Here is a 14,703-nt window from a genome sequence, read left to right as displayed (position 1 = left end):
TCGCAATTTCACTATGTTATAATTTGGTATATGTAGTAAGTGGTAAAAAGACAGTGTTTATATAATAGAAGGGAGGCTGTTAAATGGAATTAATGGAAGTGAAGAAGATGAGAACAAAGCAAATAGCCGTCATAAACGGAATGTTACTTTTAGCCTTAATCATCTATTTCACTTTAATTAGTTTTCTCCATATCACATTTATGCAATTATTTTTATTTCTTGGAGTATTTATGTTAATTCAGGCAATTGCGGGCTTATTAAAAGGTGGTTCAACAAAGTCTTTCATTCCTATCTTTGAAGAGGTATCAAATTATGAAAAAGAGAAGATAGGGGCTGAATGGAAGAGACAGCGCCGAATGTCTTATATTTCGAACTTCTTATTCAGTGGCTTGATGTTTTTGCAAGCTTATTGGAGCCTTGATTCATCGGATTTTATTTCAATAAATTTTACTTTCACGGTAATATGGGCTGTTCTTATTACAGTATTCATTAATATTGGCATGATACTTCATATTAAAAAAGTCGATCGTTCGACGTCACAATTAGATATGAAAGGCTACACATGGAAATCAAGTTTGATCGCTGTCGCTATCGGGCTTGGAGCAGGTATAGTGATTTTTGTGCTGACTATACTGTATGTCATGTCTGATTTAGGATAGAGGGGTTAAAGAAACGAAGATCCTTTTAAATTAACATGTCGGCTTTTTAATCTAATAGTAAATTATAATACTGCTTTTCCAGCAATCTTCACCTGGCATTCTTCATGTTTACAATATAGTGTACCGCTTCTCTCTGTAATACTCGCCTTGCTACTAATTTCCCATCTTTATATATCTTCTAGTAAAATGGTATATTTGGATAAAATTGTGATAAAATTATCGTAGTTTAGGAGAAGGAGTGTAATTTTGATGAAATATTTTGTAAGATTACTAGTTATTGCAGTTATTTCTATGTTATTTGCATCTACAGCTTCAGCATCCGATACTCGCTACAATGATGCAGTTAATGTCGGAAAGATGTTAAATGAGAGAAATGCATCATTAGAAAGTGCAATAAACAGCGGTGATATTAAGAAAATCCATACTCTTTACGATGATTTCACGAACTATATTTCAAAGACTGAGAAAGCAATTGGTAAAGTATCAAGAAAGACAAAAAGAGATAAATTAATGAGTACATATGTTAAACCAGCTAAGGTGACAAGGGAACGTGTCATTTATGAAGTGTCCCAATATCGGTTAATTCATCAAATGAAAGGCTTGTATGCTTCAGGGAAGATCGAACAAGCTAAGAAAGACTTTGCAAAGCTGGAAAGATTAAAAAAGAGATCTGTGGAAATTAAGAAGAAAGGCGGCTATAAATCACTTCCTTCGAAAATAGATAAAGATTTAGCAAAGTTAACGGATCGAGTTAAAAATACTTTATTTAATGGGGGAACAAAGCGTGTATCAATAGAAGAGGCCGAGTTTCTAATTTTACATGATCATATTGATTCAACAGAAGTGGAGGTTAAAATAATATTTTTCGATGAACAATTAGGGGCCTATCGAGCGAAAGTAGGTCCCAAAAATGAACGTTATGGCTATTGGTTTTTACAAGTCCATCCATATACAGGTGTAGTAGGAGAAGTTCCAATAAGATAGTGTTTAAATGGGATTATATACTGGAATAGAGAAAGAGGACCTAAAGAGTTGTAATCACAATTCTTTGAGTCCGCTTTTTATTTTAGCAGTCTATTGCTGTAGTTTAAGGGTATAATCATATTTTTATTTTAGTTCATCTGTATGAATAAATATATCGACTATATAATCTTCTAAACGATGGTTATTCGGTATTCCTAAACTTTGATGCATTTTTTCAATAGCAGATTCCCATTCTTCCTGAAAGGATGGACCTCCTGTTGTTTTATCTCCAATGAAGTAAAGCATGACAAGGTATGTCGGTACATTATGTAAAACTCTTAAAAAATATAAATGGGCAATCCTGTTTAAATATTGATAATAAGTGCCTGTCCAGTCAGCTTCTGAGTCAGCACTGATATATTCCCTTGTTTCCTCTAATGATTGCACAATGAGCTCCCGGGATATTGGTGATGACGCAAAGGATCGAGGAGACCCAAGCTCTGGAAGATTTGCTTTCGCTTCTACTAAAATGACACCATTTTCTCCAAACTTGCCCAGTGCATCCCATTGAGGACCGTTTCTCGGCCAAAATTTTTTCAAGTTCTTTGCTATTTCCGTATCCACCCCGAGTTTCTCCAAGAATGCTTTATCACGATATTCAGCGTATTCATCCGTATAAAGGGGAGAAACCCATGAAATTCTTTCACCTACTATATGTGAAAGTTTGCTGTTTAGAATATGTGGATGATTGTTTACTAAAGTTTGAATTAATTTCAAACTACCTTTCCCGTCACTTTTCTGTTTAAAACGCCCCATTTAAATCCCTCTCTTATAAGTATGATAAATAATAGAGTTCCTGTTCCAACTATTCATTTCCGCTTTTAAACAGCTTCTATTCTCTTTTTTAAATACTTTTATATGCTCAGTATTTTGAATAATCAACATTCAATTCCGCTATCGAATACAACACTGCTTTTCCAGCAATCTTCACCCGTGTATTTTCATGTTTACAATACAGTGTACCGCCTCTCTGCGATACTTGTCTTGCCACCAATTCATCCTTTTCCAGTCTTTCCGCCCAGAATGGAATCAAGCTGCAATGCATGGAGCCGCATACAGGGTCTTCATTTACTTTTAATTTTGGGAAAAATGCTCTTGAAACAAAATCATATTCGATTCCTTTTGCTGTAATATAGACACCGAGACCGTCTTGTAGTTTTTCTAATTTTGAGAAGTCGGGACTTGCATGTTTTACTTCTTCCTCTGATTGTAATACACATACTAAATCTCTATTTAAATATGTTTCTATCGGTGTTACTCCTAAGGCATCGATTATTTGTTCAGTTAGGGGAACTTCTTCTGAAGAGACAGCCGGGAAATCCATTTCATATAGATCATCCAATTTTTTTACTGTCAGTTCTCCGCTTATCGTATCGAATGTAACAGCAGTCAATTGTTTTTCTGTATAATTCATAATAACAAAAGCCGTCGCTAAAGTTGCGTGACCACAAAGGTTTATTTCTCCTCCTGGAGTAAACCATCTCAGCTTGTAATTTTTCTCTTCCTTTACCGCGAATGCCGTTTCTGATAAATTGTTTTCCATCGCTATTTTTTGCATTAAATCGTCAGAAATCCATTCATTCATAATGCATACTCCTGCCGGATTACCTTCAAACACTTTTTCTGCAAAAGCATCGACTACGAAATACTTCATACTTTCATCCCTCCAAATGTTCTAATGAGTTCATTTCTATATTAATAGTTTACCATTTTAGGAAAGAAGTCGAGCTTTACTTTATCATTTACGCTTCTGTTTTAACACTTGGACAATGGATTTCATCATACTTATAAAGGATCTTTAAATTAGATGACAGACAAGAGGTGAAAGTATGAAAAAGATAATGGCTTCAGCTGTTTTCTCCTTTTTAATGATCATTCTTTCTGCAGACCCGATGTTTCATATGATTCGAGAAGCTTTAATTGAGAATATAATCGAGATGCGCTATGAAATTCATCATGCTTATACAGGGGAAGATGGATTTGAAGATATTATAAATGCCCAGGAACTCATAATTGATAATATTAATATAAAAATTATAGAAGAAGAAACAGGTTTGAAGGCACCGTTAACACCTTGGGATATAGATGAGAATGTTCCGCCAGGGGATATAGTGAAAATTCATCTGTTACTGAACGATAAAGAAATAACGAACCCGGATAAAAATATGGCTTTCTAATCGAGAAAGGGGCAGCAGGTACTTTTCATGGCTTGATATATTAACAGTGAGGGACCGAATGACAGGAGAAAAGCAAATTAAAATTGTACAAAGACTCACAGATGATGATTCAATGGACTATAGAGAGTGGAAAATTATTACGATTTATGAAAATGGGGATTCAAAGGAAGAAAAATTAAATTATACTCAAAGAGGAGAAAACAAACTAGGTGTCAAGCTTATCAATTTCTCTGATACAGGACTAATGTATATGGGTTATTATTCTGACATTCTTCACGGTTATCCGAGTCTCATTTTTCCTATTATTTATCCCGTTTTAACGAGTTTAGCCGGAATGATCCTCCTAATAATCGCTATGAGATTATACTTTAAAAGGAAAAGAACACCATTTAGCGAATAAATAAGTTAACTCTTATTAAAAAAGCTGGAGGAAAAGGAAAATGAGTAAACCGGATTTATATGTTACGATAGCGGTTGGGCCGGACTGTGATATGGATGCATTTGCGATGCGTTCAACACTCGAGTATTTTGGAGCGATGGTCACGATACATTGGATCGGGAGACCGAATGATTTAATCGATGTCCTGTCTGGAGAAGAGCTCGATAAAAGATGTGATTATTTAATTTTGAACTTTCATGGTGACGAAGGAAGACTTTGTATGCCCGAATTAGGCGAGGATGTCTATGAAGCTGATGAACCAAGAGGAGAATTTTTTGATGAAAATGATGTAAGGAAATATACAAATTTAAAAGGTGCAAAAGTAATCGCAAACGGCTGTACACTCGGCGAAGAAAAGCTGGCAAAAGCATTTCTTGATTGTGGCTGCCATTCTTATATGGGACCTGATGATTATATCGATGGAAACTCTGGATTAATGTTTGTTATGAGATTTATATATGAGATCATTAATAATAAAAAAAGTGAGAAAGAAGCATACGAAATTGCAAAATCAATTGATGAAGAGACCGGTATGTACCAAATGTATTTATGAAAAACAGTCATTTTGCTGTATCTATGGAAAATGGCGTATATTATTATGCTTTTTCTTTAGAAGTGAAATAGTCGGTTTATCTTTAATAAAATGAAAGTATATAGATGAAAAAAGTATTTGAGCGATCGTTCAAATACTTTTTTATTTTGTTATATACTTCAATCTCTCTCTTTTTAATCCTTTTTCTTGAATTTTGGTGGATTAAATACAAAATTTGGGGAAAATACTAGGAGTTCCTTTAAAAAAATATATAGAGAGATAATTAAAAAATAATAAAGGAGGACTATATATGAAGAAAATGACCTTTATCCTTTTTGCTTTATTACTCACAATTCTTTCAGCTTGTTCAAATAATGCCAGTGAGGATGAAAAGTCTGGTAAAAAAGCAGAAGAAACAGTTGATGTTAAAAAAGGTCTTTTAAACGTGGAAATTACATTGCCGGCTTCCATGTTTGAGGGCCAGGATATAGATACTGTTATTGCTGATGCAAAAAAAGAGGGAGTTACGGAAGTTACAAAAAATGAAGATGGGTCACTCACATATAAAATGACGAAAGCAAAGCATAGAGAAATGATGCAGGAATTAGAAAAAAGCATCCTTGAGACGATTGAAGAAACGAAGAACAGTAAAGATTATGTTTCCATTAAAGACATTACCCATAATGATTCGTTTTCAGAGTTTACCCTCGTCGTAGACAAAGCGAAGTATGAGAACAGCATGGATGGCTTTGCAGCACTTGGCTTAGGCATGTCGGGTATGATGTACCAAATTTACAATGGTTCTGATCCCGATACTAAAGTGAAAATATTTATAAAAGACGAGGCTACTCAGGAAGTATTTGACGAAACTGTTTATCCAGATGATTTGGAGCAAGAGGAGACGGAAGAAAATACTCACTCTAAATAATAAAAGGAGGGTATAAAATGAAGAGGAAATGGAGTAAGATATCAAGCCTATTTATTTTTGTATTATTAAGTATCTCTTTACTTGGAGGATGTGGACAGGATACGAAAGATATTACAGTGAACGAAGAGGCTGACGGACAAAAAGAAACAGAGAAAAAGGAAGAGACAGAATCCAAACTCGGTTCCCGGACGAATCCAGTGCCATTTAAGAAAACTGCGACAGTGGATGACGAATTATATAATGATCAAGGTGAGTCATTTCTGATTAAATTTGATTTAACGGTAGTAGAAGTGATTCGAGGGGATGCGGCATATCAAAAATTAAAATCTATGAATGAATTCAATGAACCTGCCCCGGAAGGATATGAATGGGCTTTAGCGAAAACAAAAGTAAAATTTGTTGAATCAGAAACAGAGGACCTTCCATTTCATATTGATGGCGTAATGAATTTTACAATGGTAAGTGAAAGCGGAGATATTTACAGCGGAGATATAGTTGGAACCGCTGAGCCTGATTTCAGCTTTGAAATGTACGTAGGAAATGAAAAAGAAGGCTACATTCCCGGTTTAGTAAAAGTGGGAGAAAAAGTACAGCTCCGTTATGAGGAAACACTGGGAGGACAAGTTTTCTTTAATTTGCAGTAATTTAATACTATAAAAAACGGCGGAAATGAATTCCCGCTGTTTTTTATTTTGATTCTCTATTACGAAGCTTTTATTCTATTTTTTCTCCACATTTCCTCCAGTATCCTCTTATTAATAAAAAATACACCGACAAGCACGCTGACAGCACCGAGAGCTGTAACGACTGTTATGTTTTCTTTAAGTACAATTGCTCCAAGCAAAACAGCGATAACAGGGGAAACATACAGCCATGTAGATGGAAATACTGGATTCGTTTTGCTTACAAGCCAATAGAATAAGCCATGACCGATAATAGAACCGACAATGATCAAATAAAGTAGGGATAACTGTACATTGATAAGCCCGAGGCTTTTTAATGAAGGCTGCTCAAATATAACGGAAAAAATAAGAAGAAAGCTTCCTCCGATCGTCATTTGAATCCCATTAATTAAAAAAGGGGAAGCATGTTCATTTTCTTTTAAAAATGATTTGGACATTACGGTGCCAATACTGTAAAAAAGCTGTCCCGCAATAACTGCAATAGTTGCGATAAACCAATAAATGGTTACTTCTTGTTTCAGCCCGGGTGAAGAAATGAATATTACTCCAGCAATACTCAAAAGCAGACCTATTATTTGAATAGCTTGTATTTTCTCCTTCGATTTTCCAGCCTGTAACAAGAACATAATAATTGGTCCAAAAGCAGATAAAACAGCAGCTAATCCAGAAGTAATATACTGTTCTGCCCAGTACAGCGTCATAAAGGTCATCGTTGTTAAGCAAAATCCGATTATAAGTAAGTGTTTTGAAAAGAAAAGCGAAATAGAAAGCTTTTTACGGATAGTAAAATAAATAACAATAACAAGTCCGGCAAGGAAAAATCTTAAACCGGCTGATAGAAATGGATCAACACCCGCTTCAATTCCGGCTTTGATAGCTAAAAATGTCGTTCCAAATATAAAGCAAATAAACAAATAATTAATTATTAACATCATGTTACTTCCTCCTCTTTGAGAGGATCATACTGAATAAGGTATATAACAGTAAATAAGGAAGTATAACAGTGTGCTTGTTCTCTTTTCGCACTCCTCTTATACTAATGGAGAGGTGATTAATTATGATGAAGCTTTCTTTGTCCCGCGGGTCACGTGATTCTTTATCAGAGCAAATTTTTCAGCAAATTACGAGCCGTATTCATTCGAATATGTTAACGAGCGGAGAAAAGCTTCCATCAGTCCGTCAATTATCAGCAGACACAGGGGTCAGTCTGCTTACAGTTCATAAAGCTTATAAAAGGCTCGAAGCCGCAGGAGTAGTACAAAGCATTCACGGCAAAGGAGTTTTTGTAAAAGCCGTCTTAAATGAAAGTCCGGCAATGAGTTCTTACGACTGGCAGCTTTCCATTCCTACATATTTAACGAGAAGCAGCTTTCATTCACGCCCGAAAACAAAATATCGTTTTGATTATTCGGCGTTAAACAGTGGGCTTTTACCAACAATTTATTTGGCAGATCAGTTAAAACAGATGCTTGAAGCTGAATCATCTATTTTGGGAACATACGGTGATGTACAAGGAGATTTTTTAACGAGGGAAGCTTTTTCGGCATATTTTCAAAATGAATTAGGTCTTTCAGGATCACCTGATAACATTATTATGACAACAGGTCTTCATCAAGGTATTGAGCTGATTGCAAAAACCCTTTTAGGGCCGGGGGATGTTATCATTACCGAGGCACCTACTTATCCAGGCGCTTTGGATATTTTTATTAACCGGGGAGCAAAAGTAATTCCGATCGCAATGGATGAAGAAGGGATCAGAACAGATTTACTAGCGCAAGTAGCGAGAGCTTATCATCCGAAAGCGATATATGTTAATCCAACGTTTCAAAATCCAACGGGACGCTCTATGAGTATGGAGCGCCGTCAAGAACTTCTGTATCAGGCACAATTACACGGTATGTTTATTATTGAAGATGATTCATGGAGCGAGCTTTACTTTGATGAAAAGCCTCCTCCAAAACCAATTAAATCACTCGATGATGAAGGGCGGGTTCTTTTTTTAAAAGGATTTAGTAAAGCATTGGCACCGGGGATTAGAGTCGGCGCTATTTTAGCAGAAGGGTCATTTAAACAGTCACTTTTATCAGCTAAATCCTCATCCGACTTAGGGACTCCGCTTTTAACACAGAGAGCAGTCCTGCCATTTCTCACTTCGACTCGAATGCTTGAACATTTTGAGAAGCTGCGTCTCGCTTTGGAACTGCGGCGTGATAAAACAGTTGCTGTATTAGCGAACTCATTCGATTCTTCGATTTCCTGGTCTGTTCCAGAAGGTGGGCTGAACATTTGGTTAACGTTTCCTGAAAATGTTTCTACATTAGATTTATATGAATACTGCTTACAGCACGATGTTTCTTTTTTACCAGGACATGCATGCTATCCTTACGAGCCACCGTATAACCATTTGAGGCTGACATATTCAATTTTAAATGAACATGATTTAGAAGAAGGACTTAAAACTTTTGTTGCATTAACGAATGCTTTTTTGAAGCAGAAAATATAACGTTAAGAAACTGATTATTTTAACAAATAGATCTAAGAAACATCAGATGTTAAGTAAGAATAAAGCTGTTAAAAAATAATAAAGTTTTATAGTAGTAGTCTTATATAGTGTATTCTTACATGGAGTAATCGTTCGAAAATCGGATTATATTAGGGGGAGAATAATGAGGAGAGTACTGTTTTTTGCAGTCTTAACCTTATTTGTGCTTTCACTCTTTGCTTGCGATGATGATAACTCTAATTCAGAAATAAATACTGTTTCCCGTGCTGAGCTGACAGAAAGAGAGGAAATGATACTTTTAAGCACTGCGGATCAATCTTTTGTATTTGATTTCAATGTAGAGGATAAGTATAAAGAGGTCGCTGTATGGGTTGAGAAGTATGAATCAGGCAATTTAGTTGGAGAGCCCAATTATGTTTTTTCTATGGAGATTAATAAGATGGGGACGATTATTTTTTCAATACCGCATAAGTCTGAAGACAGTGGTGAAGTTCTTTCTACTATTAGTATTAATAGTGATGGAACTACTGGTAAAGGATGGGGTCCGGCAATAATGCCAAAAGATGATTTCGAATTTGTATCGGGAAGTAATCCGTTAGGCAGTATTTCTGTTAAGGATAAGATGATTTTAGCTAGTATATGTTATTCAAGCAGCAAAGAAGGAATCAGCACTCTTTCCACAGATTTTCATGCTGATATGGATAGCCATATGGATGAATTGAAAAAATATGATGTTGTATATTTACTTAGAAGTGAATTTAAGTAACTTCAACAGCCTTCCATCATCCAGTGATTGGAAGGCTGTTGAAGTTTTCAATTATGTACTTTTAACCTTCTTTATTTGCAATAAGACTATACCGATTACAAGACTTACACAAGCAATTAAAGATTCGTTAGCAACACTTAATCTTGGTATTAAGTCTACTAGCAACATTTGCTCTAAAAATCCCGAAATAAAGAAAAAAAGTGCTATTAAACAAAATAAATATCCAAACGATCCAGTTATTCTTCTCAATTTTATTACCTCGCTTTCTATACAATATCTCACAATTACTGCAACTTTTTAGACAAAAGGATGATAGGTTTTTAAGTATCTTATTTGCCTTTTTATCCTAGCCTTAAAGGGCAGTAGGGCTCCCACTTCAAAATTTTAAAAAATCGAAGAAGTTAAGTGGGAGATGAGAAAAACCTCCACTGATGGTTAGTTTCACTTTATATCTTTATTATCCCTATACAGTGCTCCTATAAACTTATGGTGCCAAAATATTATTAGGAAGTTTAATATTGTTGAATTCTCTAGTCTGGTCAGCGGGTGCTTCTAGATTGATTACCGTGGTTACAAATAATACTAAAGAGATAAAAATAAGCCCGATGATAATATAAGTTTTTTTCATTATGTAACAGCCTCTTTTCCTAAGTGTTATAGTGAAATTTATATTTTTTACATCATATTACCAATTATGTATAACAGTAAAGGTTACGTTATAACACTTTTGGGAAAGATATAGACAAAAGATAAATAGCTGTAATTTTTGATAAGAACGTTAGAAATAGAGAGGAAAATAAAGATAATTTAAACGAAAATAGCAGTAAATTAGAAGGATTTTTTGATTATCTTATCGAATATTTTAGCTATGAAATATTTATCGAGGAGTGAGACAATGAAAATCAAAGTTGTTATGAATAGCGGAAAAGAGTATGTGATATTCGAGGAAAGTTATTCGGTTAATGATTTCCAGGATTCACTCTATACTGAGATGCCAGTGGGTGGAAAAGTATTAAAAAATGGTTTTATTTATTTGGATAGTGCTAAGAAAATTATAGTCAATCCAGCTCACATATCATCAATTGAAGTGCTTAAAGAAAATATGAATGAAAGTTTGAAAACAGGCTGAAGTAGTCCCCGTCTTTTCTAGAGACGGGGATTATTTGTTTGTTGCTTTGCAGTTTATATTAATTGATTTTATTGATGCCGCTTCAGTAAACGATACAAATTTTGCAATAAGGATCTATATCAAAGGAGTGTTTTAATGGATAAAACAAATGTAAAGGTATATTTTTCTGCTGTTGCAGATGAATTTCCAATAGATGACTTTACAGAAACTTTAGGAATTCAGCCAACAAGAACGTATAAAAAAGGTGATGCAATATAAGGCCGCATAACCCTAATGTAATTTCTACAGGTGTACATCATCGGTTGCATTCATGTTGGGAATTAGGGACAGAGTATGAAGAATCTTGTGATATTAACGATCAGTTGTACAAGATTTTGAATTATATGGAAGATAAAATAGGAAAGTTAACTCAGCTAAAAAGGGAATATGACTTAGTCTATAATTTTATTATAGTCATCCAAGTAGAGAATAACGAAACACCAGCAATGTACTTGGAAAGCAAGTTTATAAATTTTGCAAGTTCGATAGATGCAGAGGTAGATTTTGACCTTTATATTTATAGTTAGTGTTTATTGTTCAAGTGGCAGTTATTCTTATTTAAATTTAATTTATTGTCTTCTTTGTTAAGAGATTAAAAATGACTCAGCTAAGCATAAAAATAAAAGAAAAGTTTCTAATAAATCAAATGGGCAGATAAAGTAGGTGTTATGTTGGATTTAGTATTATCACTTAGAAGTAAAAAAGTAAAAGTAATTGAAATCTCTAAGTGGGGGACATATTTACGCAAACAATGGGAAGATAATTTTGCTAGTCATCTTAGTGAGAAAGAAAAGAAATCTATATTTCTTTATGATCAAAATGGATGCTGCGGTTTCTTATGGCATTTATTTAGTTATGAAAAAAGAGGGTGTTTCAAAGAAGAACAAGCTGATATACAGTTTAATAAAGAGCCAAAACAATCATGTTATATCTTTTATCAACATTCTGATGATGTATTTATTGTTGAAAATGCATTGTCATTAACTGCCGATGATTTCATCAATGAACAAGATGTTTATATTGTGGATAAAGGATTTAAATGGACGTACGTGAGAACTCACGAAATAGGCTGGTGCGGTCCGTATTTTAGTAGAAAGTGAGCGAATGAAAGATACTTATTCAATTTACAATAAAGCTGTTTAAGTTTTGTTTTTAAACGACTTTATTATTAATTGCTAATTACGTAGAAAATAGAAAAAAATATAGACTTACTTAATGGAGAATATTTATTTTAAAGCGATATATAATCCTTAAAGTTTAATGCAGAATTAAGAATGATAACTATATAAAATGGTGATAAACTGGAAGTAATATTAATTTTTATGGGAGGGGGTAAATTTGGGCAGAGAAATACATTTTGGTGAAGAAGAACTCATTTTAATTTTAAAAGGTTTGACAGCATGCTTTGCTTTGAAAAGAAAAATTACAATGCCATATTCTATGATTAGAAATGTCTCAGTTGATTATTTTCAAGCTCCTCAATGGATGTTAAGAATGCCAGGTACTTCAATTTCTCCCTTAAATATTTATGAAGGGAGTTTTAAATATACAAATGAATGGTATTTTCTTTCTTATGAAGGGATACAGCCATTAATTATAATGGAACTTGACGGGCATGAAAAATATAAATATGTTATTTTTCAAATAGATAATCCTACTGATATCGCTGCTAAGATACGAAGACATTTAAATAGTTTAAATTAATAGGAGCTTCACGAAATCATAGAATGGAAGTTTTGTTAAAAAGGATGCTGATAGAATGGATTATATAGACATTGAAGGCACTGCTCATAAACATGGAATTACATTTGAAGGCGATGTATTTGAGGTTGAAGGCTATTACAATAAAAAGAAAGTCAAATTTAAAATTGAAGAGTACGAAGAAAAGACATGGGATGAATTGCATTTTTTCGAAAAAATAGATGATAAGATGCAGGATTTTAAATTTCTTAGAGGCTTATCGCAATTATTTACATACCGTTCCTTATTTACTATTTTACTATATATTTTAATTGCTTTTTCATGGGGGAAATATGCTAACTATTATATGTATGCACTGGAACTTTTCTCTTTTATAATCGCAATCCCAATTATAAAATTTACTGAAACGGGAAAATATCATTCAGCGGAACATATGGCTATAAATGCTTATGAAAATAATGTTGATTTAAATTTACATAATGTGAGAAACCAAGAAAGATACCATTCTCTATGTGGATCAAACTTTGTCATAATGAGAATGTTTATTTTGATTACAGGTATGATTTTTAATGTGAATTTTTTGATCATGTTCATAATAGCTTATTTAGTAAGTGATGAAATTGTTCATTATCTAGATGACAATAAGAAAAGATTTGCCTTTATTCATAAACTGTTAAAGTATATACAAGTTTCACTTTATACTGCGATGCCGGAGGACAAACATTTAAAGCTTGCTGTGAAAACATTGAATAAACTAATCAAACTGGAAGGCAAATAATAATTAAAAAGATAAAGATAGCTGAGACTGCAGATTGGCTGTCTTTTCTTTACATCCGATATGATGATAGATGAGCCGCTTTGGAATAAAGGAAAGTCCAGGCCAAATATAGTGAAAACAATAGTCATGACGAAATCGTTCCTCATATCAAAATATATCAAAAATGAATCTTCCTACACCTCTGATCAGCCAAAAAACTAATCTGAAAGGCAATATGATTAATTCCGGTATCCAAAATAGCACGTCAAGAATAAAATCAACAAATGTATAATTATCGTTATCTTTCCGTCTTTTTCTCATTTTATCTTTCTTTTTGTTCCACCATTTTTTCATTGTTCATCTCTCCTTTTAGTTTCATTTTTTATGTTGTTTCAAGATTATTCTCCTCATTACAATAATTAAACTTAAACTATAGCTTTTTATTTTGTGATTTCCCCCGGATCATATTTTCCACCTTTTTTATATAATCGTCCTAAAAACTTCTTGCTTTTTGTATTAGAATTTTCTCACTATACTTTACGTTTGAAAGTCTAATTAGTTTCATTTAAAAAACTTATAATAAGTTAATAAAATAAATATAAAAATTTAATAGAAAAAGAAAGTGGTTGTTGCAGTTCTACCTTCCCTGATATGCTTATAATGGTTCCAATAAATAACAATATCGATTTAGAGAGAGAATCGGGAGGAGTTACCTTGTCGAATGAGAAAATTCACAATAACAAAGAAAAAGAAGATGTAATTGGCTGTTTAAACAGCGGCTGCTTGGGATGTAATTTAGTTATTTCCTCTCCACATTTCTGATTGTCGCAATTGCTCTAAGTGAAATATTCTTTCCCAGCTTTGTTCTTTTGAAATATTGGATTTGCCTTGTTCAAACAACTCGTCTTCTTCATCCGTCAATGAACAAAACAGTCATTTAACACACAATGCCAGGCATCAAAATCAGAAAGAAGGACTTTATTATCTTAATAGAAAATCCCTTTTTTATTGTTTAACATTCTCTTTATGTTAACTAGATTTATCAACTGATTTTTAATTTTGAAATTACCTATATCATCTAAAAATGTGAAAAAATATTGACAACTAATAATGAATCCTATATATTAATTTAAAATTAAAACTATGCAATGATAAGGACATGAATTTTTCTTACCGGTTTACAGAGAGGGAAGTCAAGGCTGGAAACTTCCTAATGCTGCAGAAAAATTTACCGTCTTTGAGCAGTATTGGTGAAATGCTAGTAATCAATACCGTACAAGCTGCGATAAAGCTTAAATGAAGCCATCATTTTATATTAAAATGATGGGAAATTGGGTGGAACCACGAGGTAACACACTTGTCCCTTT

Annotated in this window: 18 protein-coding genes and 1 pseudogene; 15 read left to right on the top strand and 4 right to left on the bottom strand. The window is 33.6% G+C overall.

Annotated elements, in window-relative coordinates:
* Positions 1-83 precede the first annotated feature (83 nt).
* Positions 84-659: a hypothetical protein gene (locus BFA01S_RS16995; protein ID WP_066233393.1), complete on the top strand. Its 576-nt coding sequence runs from the start codon at positions 84-86 to the stop codon at positions 657-659.
* A gap of 249 nt (positions 660-908) precedes the next feature.
* The gene (locus tag BFA01S_RS16990) at positions 909-1,643 is read left to right on the top strand and encodes a hypothetical protein (RefSeq protein WP_066233391.1); all 735 of its coding nucleotides are present in this window, start codon (positions 909-911) and stop codon (positions 1,641-1,643) included.
* Positions 1,644-1,766: 123 nt separating this feature from the next.
* On the opposite strand, the gene BFA01S_RS16985 is transcribed toward BFA01S_RS16990, so the two are convergent.
* Complete coding sequence (locus tag BFA01S_RS16985) at positions 1,767-2,438, bottom strand: hypothetical protein (RefSeq protein ID WP_066233388.1); 672 nt, start codon at positions 2,436-2,438, stop codon at positions 1,767-1,769.
* Between the two features lie 106 nt (positions 2,439-2,544).
* Positions 2,545-3,336 (bottom strand): PhzF family phenazine biosynthesis protein, encoded by a 792-nt coding sequence (locus tag BFA01S_RS16980; protein ID WP_066233386.1) that lies wholly within the window; start codon positions 3,334-3,336, stop codon positions 2,545-2,547.
* 175 nt (positions 3,337-3,511) lie between these two features.
* Between BFA01S_RS16980 and BFA01S_RS16975 the strand changes: the two genes are divergently transcribed.
* From BFA01S_RS16975 to BFA01S_RS16955, 5 genes are all read left to right on the top strand, one after another.
* Positions 3,512-3,859 carry a hypothetical protein gene (locus BFA01S_RS16975; RefSeq protein WP_066233383.1) on the top strand — a complete coding sequence of 116 codons (348 nt, stop codon included), beginning with the start codon at positions 3,512-3,514 and terminating at the stop codon, positions 3,857-3,859.
* 58 nt (positions 3,860-3,917) lie between these two features.
* Positions 3,918-4,259, top strand: coding sequence for a hypothetical protein (locus tag BFA01S_RS16970; protein ID WP_066233380.1), 342 nt, complete (start codon positions 3,918-3,920; stop codon positions 4,257-4,259).
* 40 nt (positions 4,260-4,299) lie between these two features.
* Positions 4,300-4,851, top strand: coding sequence for a delta-aminolevulinic acid dehydratase (locus BFA01S_RS16965; RefSeq protein ID WP_066233376.1), 552 nt, complete (start codon positions 4,300-4,302; stop codon positions 4,849-4,851).
* A 289-nt stretch (positions 4,852-5,140) separates the two neighbouring features.
* Positions 5,141-5,758, top strand: a complete 618-nt coding sequence (locus BFA01S_RS16960; RefSeq protein ID WP_066233375.1) for a hypothetical protein — start codon at positions 5,141-5,143, stop codon at positions 5,756-5,758.
* Positions 5,759-5,775: 17 nt separating this feature from the next.
* The gene (locus BFA01S_RS16955) at positions 5,776-6,402 is read left to right on the top strand and encodes a hypothetical protein (protein WP_066233373.1); all 627 of its coding nucleotides are present in this window, start codon (positions 5,776-5,778) and stop codon (positions 6,400-6,402) included.
* 59 nt (positions 6,403-6,461) lie between these two features.
* Here BFA01S_RS16955 and BFA01S_RS16950 read toward each other — a convergent pair whose 3' ends face one another.
* Positions 6,462-7,373, bottom strand: a complete 912-nt coding sequence (locus tag BFA01S_RS16950; protein WP_066233396.1) for a DMT family transporter — start codon at positions 7,371-7,373, stop codon at positions 6,462-6,464.
* A 125-nt stretch (positions 7,374-7,498) separates the two neighbouring features.
* On the opposite strand from BFA01S_RS16950, the gene pdxR reads away from it, so the two are divergent.
* From pdxR to BFA01S_RS16910, 7 genes and pseudogenes are all read left to right on the top strand, one after another.
* A complete protein-coding gene (pdxR, locus tag BFA01S_RS16945) occupies positions 7,499-8,944 on the top strand; it encodes a MocR-like pyridoxine biosynthesis transcription factor PdxR (RefSeq protein ID WP_066233369.1) in 1,446 nt (481 codons plus the stop codon).
* 163 nt (positions 8,945-9,107) lie between these two features.
* On the top strand, positions 9,108-9,710 hold the full coding sequence (locus tag BFA01S_RS16940; RefSeq protein ID WP_066233366.1) for a hypothetical protein: 603 nt from the start codon (positions 9,108-9,110) through the stop codon (positions 9,708-9,710).
* A gap of 895 nt (positions 9,711-10,605) precedes the next feature.
* The gene (locus BFA01S_RS16930) at positions 10,606-10,839 is read left to right on the top strand and encodes a hypothetical protein (RefSeq protein ID WP_066233360.1); all 234 of its coding nucleotides are present in this window, start codon (positions 10,606-10,608) and stop codon (positions 10,837-10,839) included.
* A 135-nt stretch (positions 10,840-10,974) separates the two neighbouring features.
* Positions 10,975-11,405, top strand: a pseudogene (locus BFA01S_RS16925) (DUF4279 domain-containing protein).
* Positions 11,406-11,549: 144 nt separating this feature from the next.
* Positions 11,550-11,978, top strand: a complete 429-nt coding sequence (locus BFA01S_RS16920; RefSeq protein WP_066233355.1) for a DUF4275 family protein — start codon at positions 11,550-11,552, stop codon at positions 11,976-11,978.
* Positions 11,979-12,216: 238 nt separating this feature from the next.
* Complete coding sequence (locus BFA01S_RS16915) at positions 12,217-12,582, top strand: hypothetical protein (protein WP_066233352.1); 366 nt, start codon at positions 12,217-12,219, stop codon at positions 12,580-12,582.
* Between the two features lie 55 nt (positions 12,583-12,637).
* Entirely contained in the window at positions 12,638-13,357 is a 720-nt protein-coding gene (locus BFA01S_RS16910; RefSeq protein ID WP_066233349.1) for a DUF1385 domain-containing protein, read from the top strand.
* Positions 13,358-13,504: 147 nt separating this feature from the next.
* On the opposite strand, the gene BFA01S_RS16905 is transcribed toward BFA01S_RS16910, so the two are convergent.
* Complete coding sequence (locus tag BFA01S_RS16905) at positions 13,505-13,690, bottom strand: hypothetical protein (protein ID WP_066233347.1); 186 nt, start codon at positions 13,688-13,690, stop codon at positions 13,505-13,507.
* 297 nt (positions 13,691-13,987) lie between these two features.
* On the opposite strand from BFA01S_RS16905, the gene BFA01S_RS22900 reads away from it, so the two are divergent.
* Positions 13,988-14,158: a hypothetical protein gene (locus tag BFA01S_RS22900; protein ID WP_169800495.1), complete on the top strand. Its 171-nt coding sequence runs from the start codon at positions 13,988-13,990 to the stop codon at positions 14,156-14,158.
* Positions 14,159-14,703: the final 545 nt, after the last annotated feature.

Origin of the sequence: Metabacillus fastidiosus NBRC 101226, assembly GCF_001591625.1 — a bacterium.
GTDB classification, from domain to species: domain Bacteria; phylum Bacillota; class Bacilli; order Bacillales; family Bacillaceae; genus Metabacillus; species Metabacillus fastidiosus.
The sequence above is the reverse complement of the archived record's forward strand: the minus strand, read 5'-3'. Positions and strand labels throughout refer to the sequence as shown.